At 46.1% G+C, this 25,733-nt stretch carries 30 protein-coding genes, 1 tRNA gene and 1 pseudogene; 18 read left to right on the top strand and 14 right to left on the bottom strand.

Annotation, left to right across the window (positions count from 1 at the left end; genetic code table 11):
* Positions 1 to 305 precede the first annotated feature (305 nt).
* Both MKY54_RS23370 and MKY54_RS23365 read right to left on the bottom strand, forming a co-directional pair.
* The gene (locus MKY54_RS23370; protein WP_254857084.1) at positions 306 to 1,349 is read right to left on the bottom strand and encodes a sialidase family protein; all 1,044 of its coding nucleotides are present in this window, start codon (positions 1,347 to 1,349) and stop codon (positions 306 to 308) included.
* Positions 1,350 to 1,556: 207 nt separating this feature from the next.
* The gene (locus MKY54_RS23365) at positions 1,557 to 1,922 is read right to left on the bottom strand and encodes a hypothetical protein (RefSeq protein WP_076128842.1); all 366 of its coding nucleotides are present in this window, start codon (positions 1,920 to 1,922) and stop codon (positions 1,557 to 1,559) included.
* 407 nt (positions 1,923 to 2,329) lie between these two features.
* Here MKY54_RS23365 and MKY54_RS23360 point away from each other — a divergent pair, with 407 nt between their 5' ends.
* On the top strand, positions 2,330 to 2,833 hold the full coding sequence (locus tag MKY54_RS23360) for a hypothetical protein (protein ID WP_076185238.1): 504 nt from the start codon (positions 2,330 to 2,332) through the stop codon (positions 2,831 to 2,833).
* Between the two features lie 885 nt (positions 2,834 to 3,718).
* Here MKY54_RS23360 and MKY54_RS23355 read toward each other — a convergent pair.
* From MKY54_RS23355 to MKY54_RS23325, 7 genes and pseudogenes are all read right to left on the bottom strand, one after another.
* Positions 3,719 to 4,708 (bottom strand): hypothetical protein, encoded by a 990-nt coding sequence (locus MKY54_RS23355; protein WP_339188120.1) that lies wholly within the window; start codon positions 4,706 to 4,708, stop codon positions 3,719 to 3,721.
* Positions 4,705 to 5,199 (bottom strand): sigma-70 family RNA polymerase sigma factor, encoded by a 495-nt coding sequence (locus MKY54_RS23350; protein WP_076136658.1) that lies wholly within the window; start codon positions 5,197 to 5,199, stop codon positions 4,705 to 4,707. The genes MKY54_RS23355 and MKY54_RS23350 overlap by 4 nt, the downstream gene beginning before the upstream one ends.
* Positions 5,200 to 5,529: 330 nt before the next feature.
* A pseudogene (locus MKY54_RS23345) lies at positions 5,530 to 5,667 on the bottom strand (phosphomethylpyrimidine synthase ThiC); the annotation flags it as partial.
* Positions 5,668 to 5,763: 96 nt separating this feature from the next.
* Positions 5,764 to 6,099 carry a DUF3139 domain-containing protein gene (locus tag MKY54_RS23340; RefSeq protein ID WP_076279280.1) on the bottom strand — a complete coding sequence of 112 codons (336 nt, stop codon included), beginning with the start codon at positions 6,097 to 6,099 and terminating at the stop codon, positions 5,764 to 5,766.
* A 356-nt stretch (positions 6,100 to 6,455) separates the two neighbouring features.
* Complete coding sequence (locus MKY54_RS23335) at positions 6,456 to 6,617, bottom strand: hypothetical protein (RefSeq protein WP_155288176.1); 162 nt, start codon at positions 6,615 to 6,617, stop codon at positions 6,456 to 6,458.
* A gap of 66 nt (positions 6,618 to 6,683) precedes the next feature.
* Entirely contained in the window at positions 6,684 to 7,235 is a 552-nt protein-coding gene (locus MKY54_RS23330) for an ImmA/IrrE family metallo-endopeptidase (protein ID WP_036683410.1), read from the bottom strand.
* Between the two features lie 174 nt (positions 7,236 to 7,409).
* A complete protein-coding gene (locus tag MKY54_RS23325) occupies positions 7,410 to 7,586 on the bottom strand; it encodes a YjfB family protein (protein ID WP_076098563.1) in 177 nt (58 codons plus the stop codon).
* Positions 7,587 to 7,735: 149 nt separating this feature from the next.
* Between MKY54_RS23325 and MKY54_RS23320 the strand changes: the two genes are divergently transcribed.
* Entirely contained in the window at positions 7,736 to 7,885 is a 150-nt protein-coding gene (locus MKY54_RS23320; protein ID WP_155288175.1) for a hypothetical protein, read from the top strand.
* Between the two features lie 81 nt (positions 7,886 to 7,966).
* Here MKY54_RS23320 and MKY54_RS23315 read toward each other — a convergent pair whose 3' ends face one another.
* Positions 7,967 to 8,404: a NucA/NucB deoxyribonuclease domain-containing protein gene (locus MKY54_RS23315; protein ID WP_076128851.1), complete on the bottom strand. Its 438-nt coding sequence runs from the start codon at positions 8,402 to 8,404 to the stop codon at positions 7,967 to 7,969.
* Between the two features lie 100 nt (positions 8,405 to 8,504).
* Between MKY54_RS23315 and MKY54_RS23310 the strand changes: the two genes are divergently transcribed.
* A complete protein-coding gene (locus MKY54_RS23310) occupies positions 8,505 to 8,921 on the top strand; it encodes a cytidine deaminase (protein WP_339188118.1) in 417 nt (138 codons plus the stop codon).
* Positions 8,922 to 9,095: 174 nt separating this feature from the next.
* Entirely contained in the window at positions 9,096 to 10,571 is a 1,476-nt protein-coding gene (locus MKY54_RS23305; protein WP_339188116.1) for a glycosyl hydrolase, read from the top strand.
* A 73-nt stretch (positions 10,572 to 10,644) separates the two neighbouring features.
* Here the strand turns inward: MKY54_RS23305 and MKY54_RS23300 are convergent, their stop codons facing one another.
* Positions 10,645 to 11,136: a PH domain-containing protein gene (locus MKY54_RS23300; protein WP_339188114.1), complete on the bottom strand. Its 492-nt coding sequence runs from the start codon at positions 11,134 to 11,136 to the stop codon at positions 10,645 to 10,647.
* Between the two features lie 117 nt (positions 11,137 to 11,253).
* Here MKY54_RS23300 and MKY54_RS23295 point away from each other — a divergent pair, with 117 nt between their 5' ends.
* A complete protein-coding gene (locus MKY54_RS23295) occupies positions 11,254 to 11,814 on the top strand; it encodes a hypothetical protein (protein WP_076128860.1) in 561 nt (186 codons plus the stop codon).
* Between the two features lie 214 nt (positions 11,815 to 12,028).
* Positions 12,029 to 12,364, top strand: a complete 336-nt coding sequence (locus MKY54_RS23290) for a YolD-like family protein (protein ID WP_076185234.1) — start codon at positions 12,029 to 12,031, stop codon at positions 12,362 to 12,364.
* Here the strand turns inward: MKY54_RS23290 and MKY54_RS23285 are convergent.
* Complete coding sequence (locus MKY54_RS23285) at positions 12,361 to 12,525, bottom strand: hypothetical protein (RefSeq protein WP_169744799.1); 165 nt, start codon at positions 12,523 to 12,525, stop codon at positions 12,361 to 12,363. The two genes, MKY54_RS23290 and MKY54_RS23285, sit on opposite strands and share 4 nt — an antisense overlap.
* A 117-nt stretch (positions 12,526 to 12,642) precedes the next feature.
* Between MKY54_RS23285 and MKY54_RS23280 the strand changes: the two genes are divergently transcribed.
* The 4 genes from MKY54_RS23280 to MKY54_RS23265 all read left to right on the top strand — a co-directional run bounded on the left by MKY54_RS23280 (position 12,643) and on the right by MKY54_RS23265 (position 16,037).
* Positions 12,643 to 13,329 (top strand): M15 family metallopeptidase, encoded by a 687-nt coding sequence (locus MKY54_RS23280; RefSeq protein ID WP_076220018.1) that lies wholly within the window; start codon positions 12,643 to 12,645, stop codon positions 13,327 to 13,329.
* A 75-nt stretch (positions 13,330 to 13,404) separates the two neighbouring features.
* On the top strand, positions 13,405 to 13,881 hold the full coding sequence (locus MKY54_RS23275; RefSeq protein ID WP_076136668.1) for a WGxxGxxG-CTERM domain-containing protein: 477 nt from the start codon (positions 13,405 to 13,407) through the stop codon (positions 13,879 to 13,881).
* A 159-nt stretch (positions 13,882 to 14,040) separates the two neighbouring features.
* Positions 14,041 to 14,126, top strand: a tRNA-Leu gene (locus MKY54_RS23270).
* A 318-nt stretch (positions 14,127 to 14,444) separates the two neighbouring features.
* Positions 14,445 to 16,037: a sensor domain-containing diguanylate cyclase gene (locus MKY54_RS23265; protein WP_076302546.1), complete on the top strand. Its 1,593-nt coding sequence runs from the start codon at positions 14,445 to 14,447 to the stop codon at positions 16,035 to 16,037.
* A 198-nt stretch (positions 16,038 to 16,235) separates the two neighbouring features.
* Here the strand turns inward: MKY54_RS23265 and MKY54_RS23260 are convergent, their stop codons facing one another.
* A complete protein-coding gene (locus MKY54_RS23260) occupies positions 16,236 to 17,261 on the bottom strand; it encodes a 2-dehydropantoate 2-reductase N-terminal domain-containing protein (protein WP_076218836.1) in 1,026 nt (341 codons plus the stop codon).
* Positions 17,262 to 17,460: 199 nt separating this feature from the next.
* Between MKY54_RS23260 and MKY54_RS23255 the strand changes: the two genes are divergently transcribed.
* The 5 genes from MKY54_RS23255 to MKY54_RS23235 all read left to right on the top strand — a co-directional run bounded on the left by MKY54_RS23255 (position 17,461) and on the right by MKY54_RS23235 (position 19,934).
* Positions 17,461 to 17,979 (top strand): TetR/AcrR family transcriptional regulator, encoded by a 519-nt coding sequence (locus MKY54_RS23255; protein WP_076128868.1) that lies wholly within the window; start codon positions 17,461 to 17,463, stop codon positions 17,977 to 17,979.
* Between the two features lie 183 nt (positions 17,980 to 18,162).
* Positions 18,163 to 18,849, top strand: a complete 687-nt coding sequence (locus MKY54_RS23250) for a cyclase family protein (RefSeq protein ID WP_076218835.1) — start codon at positions 18,163 to 18,165, stop codon at positions 18,847 to 18,849.
* A gap of 275 nt (positions 18,850 to 19,124) precedes the next feature.
* On the top strand, positions 19,125 to 19,340 hold the full coding sequence (locus tag MKY54_RS23245; RefSeq protein WP_076128872.1) for a hypothetical protein: 216 nt from the start codon (positions 19,125 to 19,127) through the stop codon (positions 19,338 to 19,340).
* Positions 19,334 to 19,594, top strand: a complete 261-nt coding sequence (locus MKY54_RS23240; RefSeq protein WP_305954154.1) for a hypothetical protein — start codon at positions 19,334 to 19,336, stop codon at positions 19,592 to 19,594. The genes MKY54_RS23245 and MKY54_RS23240 overlap by 7 nt, the downstream gene beginning before the upstream one ends.
* Before the next feature lie 205 nt (positions 19,595 to 19,799).
* Positions 19,800 to 19,934: a helix-turn-helix transcriptional regulator gene (locus MKY54_RS23235; protein WP_339188112.1), complete on the top strand. Its 135-nt coding sequence runs from the start codon at positions 19,800 to 19,802 to the stop codon at positions 19,932 to 19,934.
* Between the two features lie 296 nt (positions 19,935 to 20,230).
* Here the strand turns inward: MKY54_RS23235 and MKY54_RS23230 are convergent, their stop codons facing one another.
* Positions 20,231 to 20,518, bottom strand: a complete 288-nt coding sequence (locus MKY54_RS23230) for a hypothetical protein (RefSeq protein ID WP_036683320.1) — start codon at positions 20,516 to 20,518, stop codon at positions 20,231 to 20,233.
* Between the two features lie 200 nt (positions 20,519 to 20,718).
* Here MKY54_RS23230 and MKY54_RS23225 point away from each other — a divergent pair, with 200 nt between their 5' ends.
* The 3 genes from MKY54_RS23225 to MKY54_RS23215 all read left to right on the top strand — a co-directional run bounded on the left by MKY54_RS23225 (position 20,719) and on the right by MKY54_RS23215 (position 25,717).
* Complete coding sequence (locus MKY54_RS23225) at positions 20,719 to 22,527, top strand: sensor histidine kinase (protein WP_339188110.1); 1,809 nt, start codon at positions 20,719 to 20,721, stop codon at positions 22,525 to 22,527.
* 3 nt (positions 22,528 to 22,530) lie between these two features.
* Positions 22,531 to 24,162, top strand: coding sequence for a response regulator (locus MKY54_RS23220; RefSeq protein ID WP_339188109.1), 1,632 nt, complete (start codon positions 22,531 to 22,533; stop codon positions 24,160 to 24,162).
* A 172-nt stretch (positions 24,163 to 24,334) separates the two neighbouring features.
* Positions 24,335 to 25,717, top strand: coding sequence for an extracellular solute-binding protein (locus MKY54_RS23215; RefSeq protein ID WP_339188107.1), 1,383 nt, complete (start codon positions 24,335 to 24,337; stop codon positions 25,715 to 25,717).
* The last annotated feature ends 16 nt before the right edge of the window (positions 25,718 to 25,733 follow it).

The raw sequence follows: 25,733 nt of genomic DNA, 5'->3' as shown, positions 1-25,733 counted from the left end.
TTTATCACAGATCATCTGGAAAACGGTAAAAAGTATGTATTCTGTGGAATTGCCCTACTCTTGTAGAGGAAAGGGGACAGTCATGACATATAGACTATTAAGTAGCAAGCACCATACGCCGTAGATTTTGATTGAATTAAAAGCATGTCCAATACGCTGAAATTGATGATTTCTTTGAACAGGTTAATGCTGAATTTTGATAAGAAGCAATAGAGGATGCCGCATATTCGCTCGGCATCCTTTATTGCAAGTAGATATACTAACTTAACAGCCTTTTAATTTATCATCAGAAGTTGATTAATAGCTTATTGATTATCCCCAAACCAGATGTTCTCAGTACCGGTCCGCGTGTCTGTCCATACGCTCACTAGACGGCCTGTTTGGGGGACGATGGCATTACCGATGTAGTCCCCAATTAGGGGGATGCCGGTGACGTCAAAGGAAGTTGTTGTTATCCGGGTGTTTGTATACGTCATACCGCCATCTCTAGATGTTGCTAGATAAACATCAAGGTTGAGGGGGTTGACTCGATTAGTGTAATAGGTAACGAATATTGCACCATCCGCAGGGGATACGGTGATGGCTGGGAAAAAGTTTTGGGAGCCCACCGGACTACCTGTAATGGATATTGGTGCCCCCCAATCCACACCAAAATTGGTGGAAGTGGCAAGAAAAATATCGGAATAACCTTCTCGAAAATCTTGCCATACAGCATAGACATTACCTCGCGTCGTCGGTGCATTAGAAATATCTGCTGCGAGGGAAGGGTATGTCAGACATCTAAATGTATATCCCGGCAATGGATCTGGTGGGACTACAACGCTGGCGACCATGGTTTCAGGAGTAAAAATGACCCCACCGTCTGAGGATGTGCGAATTTTAAGATCAGTATTACCGGGAGGCTGATTGATCCATCCCACGATAACAATCCCATTTAATGTAATTGCTATACCGGGGAATTCTTCGAATTCTTCGACCGAAGACAGCAGGGAGGGACTGGAATAGGTACTACCGTTATCTAGGGAACGATTGAAGAATATCGTATTTCCCGGTATGAATTGTGTGTTGTAATCATGTGTATAACCAGTATATACATTTCCAAAAAAGGGACTTGATCCAGCTTTGTCGGTGACAACGACCACCTGATCATCATTTACAAACTGCCCAAACCCTTGATTCACGATGACTGGCGGTCCGAATGATGAGGCATTGTCGGCAGAAGTATAGGAAACGATCGACCCGCTGAGACCGTCTGAATCGAAGGCGTGGGCTAATACCACGAAAGTGGTCGGGAAAATATAATCAATATGTGGTGCTTCGATGCCTGCAAATCCTGTCGGTAACGGCAATAACGTTGTTGTCCAAGTGGCACCTGCGTCAATAGATTTGTATAAACCTATATTAGGAGGGCCTAATCGAAGATCTACAGCTACGGCAACCATAACTGAAGGATTAAGCCAATTTACCGCGATGGTGGGCTCAAACTGAACGCTTGCGCTCGGCGAAATTTGAATATTAGCCATGCTAAGCTCCTTTCGTCAGAGAGTTTTCGGTACTTATGGGTTCAGCTGAGCTATGAAAGTAAGTTCGGATTGCAGCACTCTTTGATGGGGAATGACGTTTCCTGACGAATCCGTTCCGAACACCGTGATAATCGTGTCTGCCGGTGCGTTTCCTGTTACGAGAAATTGGACTTCATAAGCTGAATTGCCTGCGATATTAAAACCGAGAAACTGGCTGGTGTTAGCATTAACGTTTAATGAGTTGGAGTAGACTAAACCTTTACTAACCAAGGTATTCCATACGTAAACGTGATAGACTACGTTAGATGAAAAACTAAGGTTGTCATTATCGATATTAATGAGCACGTTGGATGCTGGGGTAGTCCCTGTGTTCGTAATGATGCCTGTTGTTGTTGCCATGAGCTTCACCTCTTTATTAGTTTGCTATATATATATGAATTGAGATTCATTGTGTTTGGACAAGGGAATCAGAAAAATCGCGGAAATGAATACTGAGGGGTCTTATTAGGTGGGGAAATACATATAAAATTTCAGCATGATCTGAAGTAACTTGATTATAAGTTGAACAGCAATTGACGATTTTTACGACTTCTCTGCCACTGCTGCTCTTGTAAGGCGCATGCAGGTAACTATTCGTTATCAGCGAGAATTTTAAGAATTTTAAATAGAAGGTCTGACATTCATTTTAAATAAATGTTATAATTATAATATCAGTGTGTAGAGATATTGGTCTTTTTTATTGGGCCAAAAATATATGTCTCATGATACGTCTGCCATCTGAAATATTATTCACGGAGATGACAAACATGCATGGAGACACAAGACTGCCCAGAAACGGAAAAGAAGGTATACTATTTTTACTCATTATTTCAATCATTTCAGTTAACACTATTGCCCCTATTATTGTGGGGTTGGAACGCGGCTTCAGTAAGGAAGTGTATATAGATACACTAAAGGTTATTCCGTTTATGTGGATGATCGTAGTTTTATCCGTAAGATTAGTTGCAGGACCGATTGTTGGAAAAGTGATGCCGAAATTCACGGGACAAACCGATGGATTTAATGCAAGGATTCTGTTGAATACTTTATTGAATGTCACAGTGTTATCTATTTTACTATCAATTATCGGCACATGGGTTGGGACGAAACAAATAAGCCTGGATCCACTTAAAAACTTCCTTCACATCTGGCCGAGAAACTTTGGAATAGCATTTTGGATTGAACTGTTGGTTGCGCAGCCGATCGCAAGATTTGCAATGAAAACATTACACGCAAGACAGGATCGTAAAACGGAAAGTGTAAATGCGTAACTAGCTAGAATTTTGTAGACGAATAAGAAAAAAAGGAGCGTCCATGTTGGGCGTTCCTTTTTTGTAGCAATCGGAAGTGGAGAGAGACCCTGTGTTCTTTTGAAATTTGATTCGATAACAATTACGTGAACGATGCTTCTCCTGTCGGACACAGCTGACCCTTAAAGCGGTTTTTTCCACATTTGCAATTCTAACGGACTCCATAGTCGCTATGGGCATAAAAAGTACCGCATGTGAGCCTCTTTCTAGGCATTAGCGTCCATGGAGTCCGAAACCATGCTCTTAAGGCTGAAAATCAGCAAATAGCGACATCTGGGTCCGATAGCTCGAGGTGGAGGAGGTTAGTTCGTTAATTCGTTAGCTCGTTAGTGCCGTGCTCCTCACAGATTTAGTTGCAGAAATTACAATGAGAAGCAGCTTTTAAAGGAACAATCAGTAGTCTCACCTCTACAACCAGCATATCTAGTATGCGAGTTCATAAACCATTCAGTAAAGCACAAAACGGCACTGCTCCAAACCATGAAATGGTTTTGAAGCAGCGCCGTTTTTGTTAGCAGCCAGCTAAATTGTCCAATGGAGAGCAGGGTGACCGAAACGTTGTCCTTAATTGCTTCCGATCGCAGTCCCGATCGCAGTCCAACCGCAGTCTCGATCACAGTCCCGATCACAGTCCCGATCACAGTCCCGATCGCAGTCCCGATCACAGTCCCGATCGCAGTCCCGATCGCAGTCCCGATCGCAGTCCCGATCGCAGTTCCGATCGCAGTCCCGATCGCAGTCCCGATCGCAGTCCCGATCGCAGTTCTGATTACAGTCCCGATCGCAGTTCTGATTACAGTCCCGATCGCAGTCCCAACCGCTATCCCTGGGTTTCCACCAGCATTCCTAAAGTTTCATGCTGTTCCACAGCTGCTGGAATGCCCCGGATTCGACCTCGAAGAATACCGGTGCTTGACCGTAGCGAACAAGTCCTTGACCGAACAGCGTCAGCTCTACTCGGGCGTTGTCTTCCAGCTGTAAATAGATGATCTTACGGTCTTCGCTGTCGTAGATGCCTTGCTCGATCAGCGGCTCTGCTGCCAGTGGTTTAGCCGCTTGGAGGGCTGTCAGGAAGCTATCAAGCGCCTCGCCATTGGCGAGTGGCGCCTGCTGCTGGAGGCCGTTGTTCCAACTGTTGAAGCTTTCCCATTGAGCTGAAGTAACTCGGCCTTCAAGATTCAGCTTGCCGAACAGGTCGGCGCCGCTGTTTATGGTGATGCCGTTGGTGTGCTCATACAGTTCGGCGAATACCTCGCCGTTGATTACCGAATAGGACATAATCAGAAAGCTGGGGTCATAGCCCTTCACGGAATAGAGATCCGTTTCGCCGATGTTCGAGGCTAACTCAATATATTCGTCGTTACCGCTCCATTCGTTGATGCCGCCTGTAGTGCGTCCCAACTTATCACCGCGTAGAGCAGCAGCATCGGCAGCGTCAATGCGAGTCGCTGACTGTGTATAAATATTATTTTTATACACGACCAAGGCGATCATATCTGCCTTCACGCCAGACTCCTTATCTGGCAGTTTCAGCTTGGGAATGACAATGCTGCCGGATGTAGCTGTGCCTGAATTGGCAGCATTACTTGCTTCCGGAGTTACCTGGGCAACCTGCCCTGGGGAGCTCTGACTGTTCAACTGCTGCCATATACTTGGCCCAGCCAGACCTATTCCTGCGGCGAGCACGACACTTGCCGCGATATAAACGGTTTTGCGCGGACGCTTCCGCTCCTGCCGCTGCTCTATTTTATTGAACAATTCTTTTTTCATCTCTTCACCTGGTTTCATCGAATCCACCGCTTTCTTATATGTTGTTCGAAACTGATCTTCCTTCACTGTGGTTCCGCTCCTTCCAGCTCCAGTTTTAACAGTTGCCGTCCCCGCTGAAGTCTCATCTTCACGGCAGACTGACTAATCTGCAGAATCTTGCTGATCTCCTGGATGGGATAGTCCTCGTAATAATAAAGATGGATTACGGTTTTATACTTCATGGGCATCGCCATAACTAACTGCAGCAGAGCCCAATCCTCGGGGCTGTCTGCCGCAATTGGCTCAGCGCTCTCCAGCTTAACCTCGCGCTTGCGCCAGCCTCTGCCCAGTAGTGTTTTACAATGGTTGGTGATTACCCGGATCAGCCATGCCTTCTGATGTTCGGCATCTTTGAACTCCGGCGCTTTTTCTATTAGCTTGATGAAGGTATCCTGAGTGGCTTCTTCGGCATCTTGCCGGTTGCCTAGATGGACCAAAGCGATCCGGAACAGCATATCTGCGTAGATTTCGTAACTCTTCATCACATGATTTCCCGGCCGGGTCATGGATCGCTGCATGATACTGTGCCCCCCTTTACCTATAACACCATTTAGGACGGCATTAGGTCACATTTTGTTCCTGAGAAAATTCCTTTGTGTTTGAGCGTAAAGAATACCTATTCATAAATTATCTCCAGAGGCTTACGGACTCAGAAGTCGTTATTTGCATATTTATAGGCTTTTGAGCAGGTTCGCGGACTCCAGTGACGCTATTCCTTAAAAAGGAGGTCTTATATGGTGTTTTTCATGCCAATAAAGGCTATGGGGTCCGCTACACTTTGAAATGGAGGGTTATACCGCGCATAAGATCAACTGTGTCCGATAGCTGCTAAGAACCACGCCAATGTTATCTGTAGTCAGTGGACCTAATGTATAAAAAGGGGCTTCGTTACAAGTTTCAAGTTGCTTATCCATACTCTCTTTAATCAAGTACATCGGCACATGTCCTGAACCCTCTACCATCACCTGTCTACGCAAACGATGTTTACCTATTTAGAGCAGGGAAGATCAAAAAAACGCGTTTGCCCAAGCAGCCAAGTGCTGACTGCTGGACAAACGCGTCTTTTTTATAGGGCAACTCCTTCACGGGAGATTCTCCTCGATATGTTTATATGTATAGCTAGGATCATTACCTTTAACAGGAGCCCTGCTGTATTGAAAGATCCTTCCATTTTCTTTTCGATAAAAGTATCTTGCGTAGGGTTCGTCTGCAAAAATCACCGTGGTACTTACGAGGGGAGCTTTGGCAATCTGGGTGTATACTTTATCAAAATCTTCTTTCTTATAATTTCTCGTCTCTACTAGATAATGAATGACTTCTCTGTTCATATGATTTTGGAAGGAGTGGAGGGCTAAGGATGTTATTCCATAGATTAAAAGGATTAGAACGATGAAGATTAGTTTTGTTTTTTTCTTCATTAATTCCCTCCATATAAATAATTTGTATATAGTATAAGATAATATACTGAGACTGGTATGTCATTCATAGATATATGACGCAGGAGGAAGAGAAAATACTGGAGCAGCGAATTAAGATGTTGGAGAACAAGGTAAGTCCAAGGCTGCCGGGGGTGGAAATCTAATGGTTTTTAATATGGGGTTTTGTCGGTGTATTCATTATTCTAGTTCTTATTGGTGATACAGTTTGTATCTGCATAACAGATTATACAAAAAGGCAGCAAATAACAATAGTAATCCAGGCATAAGCGAACGAAGAATTGCCGGGACATACTATATTTGCTGCCTTTTAACTTATGAAGAATAATGATTCTCTTTTAGTCCTCTTTGGGTTCTTGCAATAAAATGGAGAAGGTCCCCGTTTCGTGATCCACCTCAATCGTCTCAATGCCCACGAAATCCGGGATTTCGGGGTGTACTGCATCTACATTATAATCCGGATGAGTCAGTAATAATTCAATTACTTTAATGGCTTCCATGTCGTTCCCCCTCACGAGAAATTCCACCATAAATGAATATGCAGAGCACTATTGCAACTAAGCTTATTATCTCCGTGATCCGTTGCGAATATGTGTCAGTCGTTCTTCGTTTCTTCCCATCACGGCCAATAATTGCCCTTGGAACACACGTCTTTGGATCTGATCAATCCGCTGTAAGGCCAGCTCGGCAGGAACTTGAAATTCTGCTGCGAGATAGGAGATGGCATCCTCTCGTTGCTCAGGCAATGTCATGCGGGAGATCATGGAGTAAGGCATCGCCGCATACAAGATAAACCGCTCGGATTCATCCTCCTGTGCCCGCGTGAAATGCTCTGGCATCAAGGTCTGATTATCACTGCCATGGCGAAGGAGGTGACACAGTTCATGAAGAAACTCTAGCCGTTGAAGATTGGCTGGAAGGCGGTTGTCGATAAACAGGCTGTACATCCCTGCAGACGCTTCAATGCTCTTGCTTCTCACATCCAAATAATGAACCCAGATATTAAGCCGCTCTGCAATATACGATATTGAAATTTGTGAAGGCTGATGAAGATTTAATCGCTTGTATAAATCCTCCGTCCATTTCTCAAGCACAGTCATTTGATAATATGATTTCATGTTCTCCAACTTATTCACCTCGTTTAAAATCACTAATAAATCACTAATAAATCACTAATGGGATCGTATGTTCGCATAAATGCGCAAAAGAAAAGCCCGAAGGGCTATGTAGAGTAAAAAAAGTCTAAGGATACACAGGAACATTCGTTCTCATGTATCCTTAGCATAAAGCAATTACACACTAATATCAAGTGTTTTTCCCAAATTAGGAGCAACGCTTTTGCCCAGCATTTCCACCATGGTTTGGCTCTGGGTTTCAGCCTGATTCTTGGCAATATTCATGACCTGTATCCCAACATTTTGAGCTAAGGATGCTTGGCTCATTGCCATTGATAATGCAGCTATATCCATATTGCACCTCCTTTGTGTATATCCTGTTTATCGACTGTCCACCTTCAATTCATTAGGTGATTGGCATTTGTTTGCCAATTCGCCCAAACGGCTTATCTCCTTTTTACATATCTTGTGCTGTAGTCATTAATCATTAGGAGGAATTGAAAATGGGAATGGAACATGGTTGTGGTTGTAACGTAGGTCCGGTAGTAAGTCCAGCATCAGTAGGTCCGGTGTGTAGTCCTTGGACTTCAACAGGAGCAATTCTGGTACTTTTCATCTTGCTGGTTATCATCACTAAAGCTTGCTTATTCTAAGTTAGCTGATGTGCAGTGTAGCCCCATCTGGCGAATGCCAGGTGGGGCTATTCTGTTGCCTGGGGCTGGTCAGACAGACCGTTATTTAAACATAAATTCTACCCGGGTTCCGTCTGCATAATCCTCCAGCTGATTGCCAACCCAGCTTCCTGCCCCGCGGTTATCGCTTGGCGTTATGTATTCAATGTCGGCACCAACGCCGCCTTCCTTACACATAGCCATTGGCCATTCATCCCGGTCATACCCCTTTTTAGTGGGAATCCCTTTTAAGGACTCTTTACGGTTCTCTTCAGCCTGCTCTCGGTTAATCGTACATGTGGCGGATTCACCTTTCGCAATGGCATCCTGAATATGTTTGGCGGTCTCAGGATAGCGGTCTGATGGGAAGGTTAGCTGAACAACACTCGAATCGGATGGAGACGAGGGGTCTGTAGGCTCTCCGTTTTGTTCAAACCAGTAACTAGCCAAAGCAAGTAATGCAACAATGATGAGACTGGAGATCCATTTTTTTACTTTCAATTCTGCTCCTCCTTTTTTGGCACTTAAAATAGTATATCTTATATCATAATTCAGTGCGATTTAATATAATTAGGTAAAATAAAGGAGGACGGAACTGGATATGGAGTACATAATTACCATTGAGGATCAGACGCTTATTGCGGCTGCCGAAGATATAATTATCAGGCGTTATGAATGGGGACGGCACCATGTGGGTGCAGCGCTTCGTACTAAAACAGGAGAGATTTTTACAGCGGTACATGTGGAAGCCAGCATGGGGAGGATTACAGTCTGTGCAGAAGCGATGGTGATTGGCAAAGCGATATCCGAAGGTTATAAGGAATTTGATACGATTGTTGCGGTAAGGCATTCTGATCCAGACAGCGAGGGAAAAGAGATTAAAGTAGTTTCTCCCTGCGGCATGTGCCGAGAGTTAATTGCGGATTACGGAATAGACTGCAAGATAATTGTATCGGAGGATGACCGATTAGCTAAATATGAAATCACTGAACTATTGCCTTTAAGGTACACGAGATAAGAAAAAAAGTAATGAGGAGCCGCGGAGCTCCTTTTTTTGTTGAGCCGTGAATTTATTCAGCAGTTCCTTATATCGTCCCAACTTATTTTACAACTTCATGTCCATTCGCTGAGTTCATGTCATTATTGTCCCCATACTATAACTTAAAAAGATTTAAAAGGATGGTGAGAATAGATGGAGCAGCGGATTATTCGTCAGATGGTTGATTCAGCATCAAGGTTCGTGGGCGATGTGCAGTGGCAGATGGCTTTTCGCAGATTACAAATGGCTCCGGCGGATTCGGGGCTGTCGTCCTCGGCTCAGCTATTGCTGAATACCCTCTATTACTTGCAGGGAAAGGGTGTGATAAGCGGCCAACATGATTATTTGGAAAGTGCAGACGAGCTCATGGAGAAGCTTAAAAATAGCAGCGGGCAATATGCTGCGCTGCATGGCTACGAGCTGGGCGCAATCAATAATCAGTCACAGGCTCTAATTGACAATCAACGGAATTGGGTCGTCAGCAGTGCGATACGCTGGTCTAGGGCCGGCGGGATCGTAACGATGTGTTATCACGCTGCATTACCGGGGACAGCGCCAACTTGGGGGAATGTAAATACGAGCCTAAGCAATGCTGATTTTGATAAATATATAACCCCAGGTACCACCCAGTATAATGCTCTGTTAGCTGATCTGGATAAGATGGCCCTGTCGCTGAAAAAGCTTAATGACGCAGGGGTTCCTGTACTTTGGCGGCCGTATCATGAAATGAATGGTGGATGGTTTTGGTGGGGGCAAAAGAGCAATTACGCTGCATTGTGGAACCTTATGTTCGATCGTTTTACCAATTATCATAAGCTGCATAATTTATTGTGGGTTTGGAGTCCAAATGCAAAAAATCAGTGGTGTGATGAGCCGGCAGAATACTATCCGGGCAGTGATAAGGTAGATGTGCTGGCGCTCGACATTTATGACGCGGATTTCAAGATTAGTCATTATGATAATTTATGGGATCTGGGTCGTGGCAAGCTGATTGCGATTGGTGAGAATGGAGAGCTTCCGTCTGCTGAACTGTTGTCCAAAACACAGCCCAAATGGTCTTATCAGCTGACCTGGGGGAAACTCCTCTATGAGAAGAATACCGACGCTGTGATAAAAGCTTTTATGAACGACAAAATGGTATTCACACGAGAGGAGTATGCTGCTGAGGCCGCCGCTTTCGCTGCTATTGGGGATAGTGTGCTGGAGAGTGGACTCTGTGGCCAATATTACAATAACATGACGCTTAGCGGCACGCCTGCACTGTTGCGAACGGATGCCAATATTAACTTTTCATGGAGACAAGGTTCGCCTGATCCTGCCATTCGTGTAGATGCATTCTCTGTGCGGTGGAGTGGGAAGCTGACGGCTGCTTTTAGCGAGGTGTATACCATTTATTCCTACTCTGATGATGGGATACGGGTATGGATTGATGGCGGGCTAGTCATTGATAGTTGGGTGAATCAGAGCGGCCAGGAACGAAAAGGGAGTATAAACCTGATTGCAGGTAAGCCGTATGAAATAAAGGTGGAGTATTATGAGAATGCGGGCGACGCCCGGGTTGTTTTGCAGTGGGAGAGTCCGAGCCAGATCAAGGGGGTTATCCCAGCGGGGGCATTTTATCTTCCTTAAAAAAGAGTACTTCAAGTGTGCAAGCGCAAGCAAAAAGCCCCGGTTTTCCGGGGCCTTTTTACGTATGAACGTCTTAAATTTGCTCGCGGTAGCTAATGTTGTTGGCGATCTTCTCGTCACGAACGGCTTTGCGCAGAACATCTTTGACGGTTTGGGCATCATGGATTTTTCGAAAAAGAAGCTGAGGCGCTGAGGCATCATCAGAAAATACAGTTAATGATCCAATGCCAAGCATCCGGTCCATGATAGACTGTTTTACGGATAAATCGCGTACGCGCAGCAATTCGATTTCTTCAACATTTTTACCGATAAGTCCGGTCTTTACCATAATACGCTGACTTGTAATGGTATATGAAGTTGTGTTAAGTCCTACGATTCCTTTGAGTCGATCCGAGATGCCGGCAGGTTTGCCTTTCCAGAGCACGACTTCTTGGATGACATGATTATTATCTACTGCGGGTCGATGAGCGGTTACTGGAGCGGTACCGTCAAGGCTGGTTCCACATACTCCACAAAATTTAGCGCCCTGCTTGTATTCCGCTCCACAGGTGGTGCAATAAGGCATAAATACTCTCCTTTCCTGATCACAATTAAAATAATTATAACATAACAGTCATTTTACATATATTTCATTTGCGCTTTACACAAACCGACATTATCCTGTTAAGTGGAGGGATAAATAATGAAAAAAGCTTTACTAATAGGAATGCTGATGATGACTGTCATCCTTAGCGCCTGCAGCAATAATTCAACTTCATCGGCACCTGCCACGGAGGAAGAAGTGCAGGAGACCGTGCAAAACTTCTACAATGAAATGTCTAAACTTGAAGAGTCAGGAAAAACTTCTTTAGCGGAGTTCAACGAAGCCATTGCGGGTTATTCAGCAGGAGAACTCACGGACAAGCAGTTGGAGAAGAAAATTAAGCAATTCCAGAGTACCGCAACTGATTTATCGAATCAAGCCGAGAAAGTAAAAATTTCCTCCAGCTTGCCTGAAGACATTCGTAAGTTGCTCGAAGAGTCTAAAGTTGCCTTTGAAAGTGCTTATTCTTTAAAAGAAGAGGCCTCTCAAGGTGCTGATTCCGCAAACGTTACGGCTGAGCAATTTAATGAATTGAATCAGAACGCTGATGTAGCGATGTTATTCGGTATTTCCAAGCTTAACGAGGCAAGAGAAGCAACAGGACTTATAGACTCCGAAGGTCAGGCTACCTCAGAGTCTGGGGACGTTGTTCAAGAATAAATCAAATCAGGCGCTGCGCAGTTTATCTGTCAGCGTCTTTTTGCTGCGAATTTTAGCTTGGATAGATATACATTAATATACATCTTTTGAATAAAGAGTGACCCTTAAAAAGGTATCTTTTTCCTGATTATTGATTAATATGCGAAGATGCGGATATAATACAAACATACGTTCGTGTTCAGAGGAATAGATATATAATTAAGGAGGGGTTACCATGGGCAAAAAGCTGGAGAAAAACGGGCTGTGGGAAAGCAGCCGCATGATGCTGCCGGAGCATAAGATACGAATTATAAGAGATGAACGGGAAACGCTGCGCCGCATCAAGCCTATTCTGGATGAGCAGAAGCTGGAGGAGATTGAATGTACACTGGCTTTGTCGTTGCGGAGTCATGTACGAGTGACAGTTATTCTTTTTGACCCTTTTGAAAATACGATGTTAAGTGGTTTTGTGACTTCCATTCACACCCACTCGCGTGAGTTTAAGCTGCAGTGGGCGGAGGAATGGAAGTGGATCGATGTGGATGATATTGTCGAGGTCTACATCGTTTAATGCTGAGAACCGTTGCCTTCGCTTTTTTCATAAGCGATTAAGGTAACGGTAGGATTACCGGTCAGATGTGCAATGGAAGCTTCAGCATTCCGAATAATTTCCAGTGCTTCTTCCTGTTCACTAAGGGCTGCAACTTTATAGCTATCGCTATGAATATCCATATGTCTCCCACCTTTCGTTAAATATTTTGTCCTTTTTTGTGGAAATCATCCTAAAGGGGACAGGGGTACAGGCAAATAGGGCAGCGGCATCATTGAATATACCAAAGGGGTGATTCTATGCTGACTTTGGAGCAATTGAGGGAAAAATCCGCGGCGCGTCTGGTCGGGCTTCATCCTGTCTTGGCGGCAGGTGCGAATGTTTTGATTCAGCAAAGCCATGCGAGAGGAGTCCCTATCGTTATTACTCAGGGTCTACGGACCATTGCTGAGCAAAATGCTTTGTATGCGCAGGGTAGAAGCAAACCAGGACCGATAGTTACCAACGCTAAAGGCGGTACCAGCTATCATAATTATGGTCTTGCGTTTGATTTTGCGCTTTTGCTGCCGAATGGCACTAGCCTTTCTTGGGATATCAATCGTGATGGTGATAAGGATAAGACAGCAGATTGGCAAGAGGTTGTACAGGAGGCTAAGCGGCTTGGTTTAGAATGGGGCGGGGACTGGACCTCTTTTAAAGATTATTCACATCTGCAAATGACTTTCGGTTTAACTATAGATCAACTTCGGGCAGGTAAACGTCCAACGACGGACCAAGCCAAAGAGGCTTTAAAAAAGATTACCGGAGGGGATGATCAGGTGAACAAAGACGTTACAGTGACCATTAACCTAAACGGCCGCAAGCTTACCGATGGCGTTCTCGATACCGGAACAACTTATGTACCCATACGTGCGCTGGCTGAGGCGCTTGGAGCAAAGGTTACTTATGATGCTGTGACAAAGACAGTTAATGTAGTAAAAGAGTAAAACCACCATGCATAGACAGTGCCGTCCAAGGGGAAATTATCAGTGATAACTAACCTTAAAGGGAGGCATAACACTGTGAACAAGCTGATAACAAGCCTTGCATGCGGTACTGTATTATCAATGAGTCTAATGGGAGCTAGCTATGCATCAAATGCCGTGGGATCAGCAGCATTGGGCGGTATCCCAGCCGCGAATACCGGGATGGATGGGACTGCGGAACACACTCGGATGATGAACACGGAAGGCAATCTAATGAACGGCACCACGGGAACGCTGAATCAGCATGAGAGCATTATGAAAGATAAGATCCGCATCGATGATAATTACAGACCTAACAACTACAACACCAATAACTACAATGACACCCGAAATAACTACAGAACCAACAGCACTGTCAACCCGGCAACCAACACCACACAGACCGGCAAATACCGTGCAACTAGTACAACAACGAATGCTGCAACTAACAAAGGATCTAACTGGGGCTGGCTCGGTCTGCTTGGACTTTTGGGTCTTGCCGGAATGAGAAGCAGAAGTGACGAGCGTAGATAATCCACGTCTATAATAACCCGTGTCGGTTCTGGCTGAACGGGTTATTTTTATTGTGAATAAATTTTTTTCGAAAAAGGATTGCGCGTTATCGATATTCATGATATTATATTTCTTGTCGCGTTATATGTGAACAACGTATGAAGCTTCAACACATAATATGCCGGGGTGGCGGAACAGGCAGACGCACAGGACTTAAAATCCTGCGGTACGTGAGTACCGTACGGGTTCGACCCCCGTCCTCGGCATCACAGTGAAAACCTTGAGAAATCAAGGTTTTTTTTGTTTTTCTTGAGTAAAGCTTCCATCAAAAGCTAAGGTTCTGTATATCTGGGAATCACATTCAAACACACAGGACTCAGGGTAATAACACTCCTTTTCAGTGCTTGTCTAATCACAAGCTCTGGAGGGAGTTTTTTAATATGTAAGATTTCATCAACCGCCGTATATCAAACGGTACGCACAGTGGTATGAGAGATCCGAGCCTTTTGATTACTGTCGAATAACATCTTAATTTGTTGTATTATTGATTAATCTAGTTTTCAAGAACCAAGGAGGGTTAAAGTTTGCTTACACTGAGAAGAGCCGACCCGGGTCAAAGTAAAAAGCTCAGTCTTACATCGCTGCTTACGGGCTTGGTTACGCTGGTGGTTCTACTAACCTCAAGCATCCTTCTGATTGGCTCTTACGAGTCTAAAAAACAATCATTGATGGAGACTACACTCCATCTGAATTACTACAACGCTGACCGAATGACCAAAACAATGGATTCCTTATTTCAGTCCATGCGCAGCAGTTTGGAATACAGTGCTGACACACTCTCCGATGACGAAACCTCAACGCCGAAGCAAGTGGATGATAATTTGGAACTGATGCGCAATAGTAGCAATTACTTCAATTCTATCGCCGTGCTCGATGCCGACGGGCTGATCCGCAATGTAGTACCGACTAGTTTGGGGTCAGCAGGAAACCATATTACTTCTAAGGTCGGTTTGGAAGCTCTGGCGTTAAAAAAACCTTACATATCCTCCCCCTACATGACCCAAACCACAAAGAGACTAATCGTTTTTATGAGTCAGCCGATTTTTAGCAAGAATGGTACATATCGCGGTATTTTGAGCGGCACATTTTATCTGCAGGAGAACAATATTTTGTCTATGATTTTTGGCGACAATAACGTGGACGATTCTGGCTCCTATTATTATATTGTGGATTCAAGCGGGCATCTGTTGTACCACCCGGATAAGCAGCTCATTGGGGAGGATGTCAGCAATAACAAGGTTGTGCAGAAACTCATGAATGGGGAGAGTGGGGAACAGCAAGTGCGTAACACCCGTGACGTTGAAATGCTTGCCGGATACTCCAGCGTTCCAGCCAACGGATGGGGAATTGTGGTCGTTTCGCCGATTAGTGTCATCCATCATCAACTGATGGGGCACCTTCGGACCATTCTCTGGTATTCGTTGTTTCCGTTCATTATCCTCCTGATGGGCGTCATTCTCGTAGCACGCAAGCTGGCCCGGCCTTTTGTGTACCTGGCAAATCTGGTGAGCAGGATGGGCAAGGAAAGGATTGAATTGCCAGAAGCGAAGCCGCAATGGAGCCGAGAGGCAGATCTGCTGACCAAGGCTGTGTTGCTTGCCGTGACGGATATTCAGAAGCAGACGGATCAACTGACCCAAGAGGCTACGACGGATGCTCTGACCGGTTTAATGAACCGGAGATCGTTAGAGTATACGATGAGTCAGTGGATTGACTCAGGACAACCGTTTTCGCTCATTGTACTGGATGTAGACAAATTCAAACTCGTGAACGACACTTACGGTCATCTCATCGGCGACGAAGTGCTGAAACTTGTAGCCAAAGTTATAGTTACCTCGGTTCGTCCAGACGATGTTTGCTACCGCTACGGCGGTGAAGAGTTCATCATCTTGCTAGCCCACACAAGACCTGAGGAAGCTTTCATCATAGCTGAAAGAGTCCGGCGGGCAATGGAACAAAGCAGGGGGCCAATCGAGACACAGGTTACAATCTCTCTAGGAATCGCCCATTATCCTTTTCATACATTGGAGCGGGAGGGGCTGCTGGAGAAGGCGGATCAGGCGTTATACTTGGCCAAGAGCAGGGGAAGAAACCAGACGATGGTCGCTGATGTTTGAAACAATGGCTACGCAGACCTGCCATATGTGGGCTGACCGAATGCTGCATATCAGCACGGGTGGCACGAAGTCAGCGGGCAGCAAAGGACGAAAGTGTAACCTTCTAAGCTGAACAAGGAAAATGTTATTCGCTATTATGAATGTTCGGAGCGGAAACAGTATTTCATCTTTGATGAAATACTGTTTTTTGTGCGGATGTTAATTATGTTCAACACGTTGCAATAATTCCTTTAAAGCCTTCATCTGCCGGCCTTGAAGTTCTCCCTCTACAATCGAATTCCGTATAGATTCTACATCCTGAGCCTTCACTTTACCCCCATGATGGAAACGATTGAATGCTTGATAATCTAGCGGCAGCATATCTTGTTCCATTTTGAGATGTATTTTTGCTGTCATGCGTGGCCCCATCACAAAACTCATAATCTTACCGATTAGACCATGCTTGGGCAGGGATGCTATTTCACCCTGAGCACGGCAAGCGAGCTGCCAAAGATCTTTATTTGCAATAACGGCTGAGAATTTAGGCCAACCTACGATATCACAAGCAGCGTATACAGGAAAACCTATACTAGAGTAAATATTGAACATCGCCGGACTTACTTGACCACAGCGTGAGACCCCAGAGTTATTGTACAGTGCGCTAAATTGTTTGGCAGCTGATTTATTATTGTTCTCGACCTGGAAACCGACCTTGTTCGCCGGATGTTTGTAACAGACAATGGCTTGGTTAATGAGTTTGGGGTCTGTTGGTGCATGCACAGGCAAATCAGCCTTGGATTGATGACTTAACGTACCCAGTATTCCTCTTAACAGCTGGTCTTCCGGAATTCTCATGTACTGAATGTAATGTTCACGAATCCCGCTTCCAAACGCACTCATAATCACCGTAGTTTTAGAATTACGAACGACATCTCCCAATTTGGATAACGTAGCTACGCCTTCTGGTGAACGGCTCACATTTCCGTCCAATGTAATAATAATAAATTGATACTGCTGAGGTTCTATTTCTTCTATATCTTCTATGACATTAAAGTTGCTAAAATCTTTCAATGTAGCATCGTCATAGCAATATAGTTTCTGAGGAGGAGCGAAGTCTGCTTTTCGTCCTTTTCGTACAAGAAAGGTAACATCGGTGCCTGATAAGTGTAGATGGTAACCTACAGAGAAACCTACTGCTCCTGCACCTACTATAAGAATGTTTGTTTTATCTGAAGTGATTGTCATTGTTAGTTCATCTCCTTGTATTATATAAAAATAGATTTTGGCTTATTAATTCCTCATTAAGTGGACATGTGTTGATTTAATGTCGTGTTGTCAGTATAATCTACACGTCTGAACAATCACAATAATCAATACCTTTGTAAATGTTATGAAGTAAACAGATTACATCTATTATGTTGAAAGGATAGAACAGGAGGAGCATATGGTTGGAACCAAGAATAATAGAAGAACTAAATATACGATTAATCTCATTAAAGAGAGCTTCCTGGTTTTATTAGAAACCAAAAAGTTACCTCAAATAACGGTCACTGAAATATGTAACTACGCTGATATCAACCGTGGCACCTTTTATTTGCACTACAAAGATCCTTTTGAATTATTTGAAGTGATGCAGAATGAATTTAATAAAGAATTGGTGGAAGCATTACAAGAAGGAGGCAGTCCTTGCACATCGGAAGAATCCATGGTCAAACTGTTAAACATTATTCAAGATAAGAAAACCATGTATCAGCTTCTAATTTCAGAGAGTGGAAAAAGTGAATTTTTAACACGAGTCTTACTTGAACAAAATTGGAACGAACCCTTTCTAAGGGACTATTCTTTCACTTACAAGGTTTATGGATCTATTGGAGTCATTAATCAGTGGCTCGAGTCCAATGGTGGAGAAAGTCCGCAAACCATTGCCAATATAATTTATTCTTTGGGTCATCAGAACAAATAGTTTGAAAAATACACACTAAGAGTGGCATTTTAGGAAGCTATATAATAATTACTGCAATAATGTACTATTTATCAACAACTTTAAGCTGTAATATTATCGTTACATTATCGGACCAGCATAAATCCTGTACAAAAAATGAGTATACGTAGAGGGGAATTATGTGATCTATAGGAGCGTGTTACTATTTCAAAATTCGTCGAAATTGGTTACCCAATTTATGAAGGAATGCCTATTTTTCCAGGATTACCAGAAGTGAAATTAGATCCTAGAGAGCGCTTGATTAAAGGAGATGAATGGAACGGAAGTGTGTTAAGCATTTATCTTCATGCTGGTACCCATGTCGATGCACCATGGCATCATTTGAATAACGGTAAGGGGATAGATGCTGTTCCTATAGAAGACTTCATCTACAGAAGCCCACTATTAATTGACTGCCCGCTTGGCCCAAACGGCTTTATCACAATCAACATGCTTGAGGAATATGAAGAACTTAATGAAGCGGATATTCTAATCTTCAACACGAGCTATTGGAAACACAGAGATACGGATTTCGAAAAATACGCCAATAATTTTCCTGCTGTCTCTTCGGAAGCTGCCGAATACATCCGGACGAAGCTCCCAAACTGCAAAGCAGTAGCTATTGATACCTTGAGCATTGAAAATTTGGCAGAAGCAAAAAGAAACGGCTATTTTGTCCATCATGCCTTTTTAGATCATGAGAAATATAAAGAGCCGACAATGCTCATTTATGAAGATATTAACCCAGCTCCATTAGTTGGCAAAAAACTCATTTCTGCCTTCGCAGCACCACTTCGTATTAAAGACCATGATGCTTCTATCATTAATGTAATCGTTGAAATAGAAGATTAAAGGCTATTCAGTAATAGTTGTTTCGCCTGTGATTATATCTGCAACATCATCTCGGACTGTTCCTGTACCGTAGGGGTTCTATCCCCGTCTTATCATCCTTGACCAGAAGATCGCATGACTCTCATGAAATATTGAGGTCATGCGATTTTTTTATTTTAAAAATCAGAGCATTACAGATCGTCGCTGCCGAAGATAATTTGGAGTTGAATTCTGAATAAATTAATAGTTGACAAGGAACCTATCATATCGTTCCTAAAATCAGTGAGCAAGGGGATTTGAGACAAGGATTTGCCCAAATTGCCAGTGCGCCGTTGGAGGGAATCATCAATGCTGCTGATGTCGTCGCCTTCGTCCTAATTGTAGGGGGAGCTTTTAGAATTATTCTGCAGACGGGGGCGATTGACCGGGCACTGATGGCTTTAGCCGGAAGACTCAAAAGTGATTCCGATAGCCATGGTGATTTTCAGCGGTATTCCAAAATGATATTCTAAACCGCCAACACTTCATCAAGGAGAACGATGGGATAGAAGTAAGTTTCTCGAATCGGGATAAATTAATTATTGGCGGCTTCATCTTTACTTTGGGGCTTATTGTCTGGGGAATACTGAGCAAAGGCTGGTATATGACTGAGATCGGAGCGCTTTTCTTTGCACTTGGTATTTTTTCGGGGATTGTAACCCGGGTGAGTCAAAAGGAAATTGCCGAGAATTTTGTTAAAGGTTGCGGAGAATTTATCTACGTGTGAGTTGTAATTCATCTTGTCAGCGTTTGTAACGATTTTTGGCACAAGTATCTTAGTCCTGATGGTCAAGAAACCCTTGATTTATCAGGGCTTTTTTAATGGTTTTCCTTGAGTATTATTAAAGATACTCTAAATGGCTAAAACTGATTTTAGGTTCAAAAGCTCGTGGATCAATTGTTGGCACAAATCGTAGTGTGGAGGCGGTTAAATGAACACTATTGGGGCAAATATTAAACAACTACGAAAAATACATAATCTTAATCAAACGGATTTTGCTAATAAAATCGGTGTTTCTCAAGGCAGCCTTAGTGATTTGGAATCTGGAAAAGGAAGCCGGCAATAGAGACGGTTTTCTCAATTTGCTCTGAGTTCGGTTGTTCTTATGAATGGCTTTTAACCGGGAAGGAGCATTCAACTATTGGTGAATTAAGTGGTACAGTAGTGGAGTTATTGCAGACTGTTAAGGGGCTTAACCCTAGAGAACAGCTAGAACTGTGACAGATCGCAAAAATTAAGCGTGATTTACTGTAAAGATGATCAAGCGGAAATAAAAACGTAAAATTGAAATTTTGACGTAGTTTTACATCTTCACATCCAGATGTCGAAGCAGCAAATGGAAGCAGTATATTGTTACCAGACCTATACATGGAATACCACATGAAGCAGACCAGATTGCCCGCCGCCATAATAAGTGAACACTGCGTTGCCGCCAGTATTCAGTTGGGGCAGGACTTCGCTCAACGTTCCCCCCATCTCTGTTTCATGCTTCATAGAATCGCCCTTGAAACCGTCAGTTTGGCTAATTGTATTATTTTTTACGTATGAGGCAACAAAATCAGTGAGCTCTGCTACTGTTGGATCGTTCAACATTTGCCGCAGAAAGGCATCAAACGGAATGGACTGACCGTCACAAGCATAATTACTCAATCGCGCAGCTTCCCGTCAACTTGAGCCATGATTAGTGACTCCGCACCATGTTATGCGGAGGGCCCCCTGCCTATTGATAATAAGGGACGGAATCCGCTAAATAATCATGCCCTGTCTTGACACCGGACTGGAGCAGCCATATGGTACAAGTGACAAGAACATACAAACATAGGGAGATACATGCTCAAGAAGGGGGAACTATGAATACATTCACAGCCTATGGCCGTAAGATCCGGCAGCAGATCGCCGGCAGGTATTACCGGATATCCATCAAACAGAGGATTCTGTTCTCGTTCATCGTGCTGATTACGCTGTCCATCGGTGCAATGGGCAGCTTCTCGTATTGGATTGCCGCGCAGGAGATCGAGGATAATGCCTACGCCGGCAGCCGGGAGACCGTAAGCAAGACGGCACAGCTGCTGGATTCCCGCCTGAATGATGTGGCGCTGTCTGTGCAGTCCCTGATGCTGAGCGATGCGTACCGCAAGATGATGCTCGATGTGTTCAGCCATGATGTGTCGAATTACTATGTCCATCTGTCGGATCTGCAATATGTGCTCTCCCAGGTAACGTTCAATCAGCCGATCATCGAAAACGTGCTGATCGTTACCCCGATTGGCGATTTCTATTCCACTACGCAGATCCGGGCGCAGGACAACTCGTTCTACGGCTCGGAATTATATGATCTGAGCAAGGAGCGGCCGGGCGGCTACTGGGCCAAAGGACATTATGACCGGTTGTTCACGGGCAGCCAGCGGGTGGTCTCCTTCGTAGTCCGGGGGATTTATGAATACCCTTACACGCCGATCAGCAATGTATTTATTGTGGTCAATATCAGGGAGAGCCGGATAGATGAGCTGCTGAATACAGGCGGAGAACAAGCAGGGAGAAATTATTATCTGGTGAGCGGGGAAGGAGAGGCGGTGGTGGAGTCCCGCTGGCCGTTCCGGGGCAGGTTCCCCTGGAAGCCGGTGCTTGCCGAAGCCGGGAAAGCGGCCGATCCGCAGGACCACTACTACAGCTATGGCGGCAAGGAGTATCTGGTTAATTATACAAGCTCAGCGGTATCACCCGACTGGATCATCTCCGGCATGCAGTCGCGGGACCAGCTGCTGGGCAAGCTGCAGCGGGTGCAGCGCATTACCCTCTATGTCATCGTTGTTTTCCTGCTGGCCACCTGGCTGATCTCCAACCAGCTGACATCTGTGCTGCTGAAGCCCCTGTTCAAGCTGCGGCGGCTGATGCGCAGAGTCGAAGAGAACCAGCTCAGCGTGGTGTATGAGAGCCGTTATGAGGACGAGGTTGCCCAGGTCGGCTTTCAGTTCAACCGGATGATGTCAGAGATTAAGACGCTGATCGCAGATGTGAAGACCAAGGAGGAGGACAAGCGGCATGCAGAGATCCGCGCGCTTACGGCCCAGATGGAGCCGCACTTTCTGTACAATACACTCAATACCATCTATTGCAAATCGGTCATGGGGGAGAATGACGATGTAAATGAGATGATCCTGTCGTTGTCGCAGATGTTCCAGATCGGGCTCAGCGGCGGCAAGGATCTGATTACCCTTGCGGATGAGCTGTCCCACGTGCGGCAGTATTTCGCTATTCAGCAGAAATGCTATGAAGGTCTGTTCGAATACACGGTGACGGTAGAGGATGAGGCACTGCTTACCTGTCTGATGCCCAAGATTATCCTGCAGCCGGTAGTGGAGAACAGCATCCAGCATGGATTCAGCGACCGGACTATAGGAGGCAGGATAGACATCACGGTCAGCCGGGAGCAGGGGCTGCTGCATATTTGCATTACCGACAATGGACGGGGACTTGATGCTGTACGGGTCAAGCAGGGGATGGTCAGGGCTCCGCAGTCGAGGAAAGGTTATGCCCTGTTCAACATCAGGCACCGGCTGGCGCTGTATTACGGGGACGAAGCCCGTATGGATGTGGGCGGCGAACCAAGTAAGGGATCATGGACGGATCTGTGGATTCCCTCAGAAGAGGAGAGATGAAGGATGGACCGGAAGCTGGAGCTGGAAAAGTTCAAATTATGTGTAATCGACGATATTAAAAGTGTGGTGGAGATGGTCTCGAGCAAGCCGCCATGGCAGGAGCACGGTATTGAGGTAGTCGGTACAGCGCTGGACGGTGAAGCGGGGCTGCAGATTATCCGCGAGACCCGGCCGGACATTGTGCTGACTGATATCCGGATGCCAAGAATGGACGGTCTGCAGATGACCCGGGCGATTCTGGAGGAACTGCCGGACTGCAAGATTATTATCCTCAGCGCCTACTCGGAGTTTTCTTATGCCCAGGAAGCCATCCGACTAGGGGCGCTTGATTTCGTCAAGAAGCCCTTTTCCCTGGACGAGATTGTGCAGGCTGTGCTGAAGGCCAGGGAGTTGTGCCGGGAGGAGCGTCAGGAGACCACCAGACTTGCTGTGATGGAGGCAAAAATTAGAGAAAGTCTACCTATTCTCCGCCAGGAATATCTCATCTTCCTGCTGCACCACCAGACGACAGAATCGGATGCACGTTCTCGTTGGGCCTATCTCGATATCCCTCTGGACCAGCATGATTTCTTCGTGTTTGTCGCCGAAATCGATCATTTCACGGAGAAGCTGAGCGGCCAGCCTGTGCAGGAGGTCGAGCTGCTGCGGTTCAGCCTGCATAATATTCTCGAAGAGACGATTTCCGCCTGGACCCGCGGCGTTATCATCCGGGAGGCGACAGACCGATACGTCTGCATCATGAACGGCTCGGACCCGGATACGGCCGCGCTGGTTACGGAGGCCTGCTGCACGAATGTAAGCCGATTCTCCCGGCATACGCTTTCCATTGGCGTGGGGCTGAGCGCAGTGGCGATTCAGGAGCTGGGCACAGCGTACAGGCAGGCGATTAGCGCGCTGGGTTATCATTTCTACACCGGAGGAAACGGGGTCTACATTTACAGCAATGTCGAGAATAAACCGCTCGCACTTCACAGCTACTCCGCCGCCGTTGAGCAGGAGTTACTGTTCGCCCTGCGTTCCGGCAATTCTGCCAAAAGCCTGCAGATGCTCGATCAACTATTCGCGGAGCTGCTGGACAGCGGGCTTTTGCCTGAGCCGCGTTATGTGGAAAGCGTCGGCTATGAGCTGGGCTACAGGATCTGCCGGGTCCTGCTGGAGCAGTTCCCCTACGGGCAGGTGGAGCCGCTGGAGCACAGGATTGCCGTCTTGAAGAACCGGGTGCATCCTTCCCTGCAGGATATCCGGGACCTGCTGTCCGGGCTGTGCCGGGAGGCCTGTGCGCTGGTTACGGAGGCCCGTTCCCTGGAGTCCACGCGGATTATCCGCCAGGCCGCCGCTTATATCGATAGCCATCTGGATACGGGGCTGTCGCTGGAGCAGGTGGCGAAGCAGATTAACCTCAGCCAGGGGTATTTCTCCAACCTGTTCAAGAAGGTGCAGGGGATTTCGTTTCAGCAGTATGTGATGCACGAGAAGATGGAGAAGGCTAAGGCGATGCTGATCAGCGGCCGGCAGGTTCAGGAGATCGCCCAGGATCTCGGGTATGAGCACAGGCGCTATTTCAGCGAGGTGTTCAAGAAATATACCGGAATGACCCCGTCCGAGTTCAAACTGCATTATCTTGGAAAAGAATAAAAATGCGCAGGGGAGGCATGTCCGCAGGGCGGAGGTGGCCTCCCTTCACTGTATAAAGCTCCTGCAGAAATCTGCCCTTAAAGTGGGCTTACCCGCCTTATCCGGATGCGCCAATCCGTCTATAATCAGGTTGTAAGCGAATACAACAGGGATATATAAGGGGGAACTACCAATGATGAAGCGTATGCTAATAACATCTCTGAGCCTGGTCCTGGCACTTGGCCTGACAGCCTGCGGCAACGGTAACGGTGGCAATGCTGCAGAAGGTAAGGGAGACGGGAAGACAGACGGCTCGGGGGACAAGACCAAAATCAGCTACTGGACCGGCGACCGTCACGATGCGGATTTCGTGAAGGACAAGGTAGCCGAGTTCAACGCAACCAATACTGACGGGATTGAGGTGGAGCTGGTCGTCAAGGGCGACGACTTCGATACCGCACTCGATCTGTCCTTCCAGACCTCCGATGCGCCGGATGTAATCCGGGTGAAGGAGAATACCATCCAGACCTTCTACAAAAAAGGCTTTCTCGCTCCCATTGACGAGTTCCTCACCGATGAGCTGAAGACGAAATTCCCGGTCATGCCGGATCTGAATGAATTTGACGGCAAGCGTTACAGTCTGCCGAATTATGGAACAACCATGCGTCTAGTATACAACAAGGATCTGTTCGCCAAAGCAGGCGTTGAGCATCCGCCAGCTACCCTGCAGGAGCTGGTGGATACCGCCAAAAAATTGACGGAAGCCGGTAAAGCGGACGGCGCTTACGGCTTCGCCCAGAACTTCAAAAGCCCCGGAAGCGCGTTTGCGCGTTCGGCGCGGGTGATTGCGGAGATGAGCGGCTACGGCGGTTTCGGGTATGATTTCAAGACGGCCCGCTACGATTTCAGCGGCTTCGAGTCGATCATCAATGCCTTTAAGCAGATCCGGGACAACGGCAGCATGCTGCCGGGTGTGGAATCGCTGGATATTGATCCGCTGCGGGCGCAGTTTGCAGAGGGCAAAATCGGAATGTATATGTCCTACTCCTCGGAGCCGGGCGTCTACAAGAATCAGTTCCCGGCCAAGATTGACTGGGCAGCCGCTCCGGTTCCGACCATCGACGGCACCGTGAAGGGGGCTTCGGGCTTCCTCGGGGGCCAGTGGCTGGCGCTGAGCTCGAAGTCGGAGCACAAAGGAGCAGCCTGGAAGTTCATGGAGTTCATGTACGGCGATCAGGTGCTGACGGATTATCAGGAAAAAGGCTTTGGCATCTCCATGGTTCCATCCGTCAGCGCAGTAGCCAAGACACCGGATGTGAACGGCATTGAAGGCTTCCTGCCGAACAAGCACGATGGAGTGTGGCCGGTCTATCCGTCTGTAGCACCGGAAGGGATGAAATCGGATGACGCCTTCTTCAAGTATATGCTGAACGGCGGCGATCTGAAGGCAATTATCGCCGATCTGAACAAACGCTATAACACTGCACTGGACAGCGTGATTGCGAATGATGGCGTGAAGGCCGAGCCGGATGCCGGCTTTGACCCCGCCGCATTGGGCGGCAAGTTCGCCAAGTAGATGGAAGGTCAGGGAT

This window comes from Paenibacillus sp. FSL P2-0121 (genome assembly GCF_037975345.1).
GTDB lineage: Bacteria > Bacillota > Bacilli > Paenibacillales > Paenibacillaceae > Paenibacillus_AQ > Paenibacillus_AQ odorifer.
Note: the sequence above shows the minus strand (reverse complement) of the source record. Positions and strands in the feature narration are given on the sequence as shown.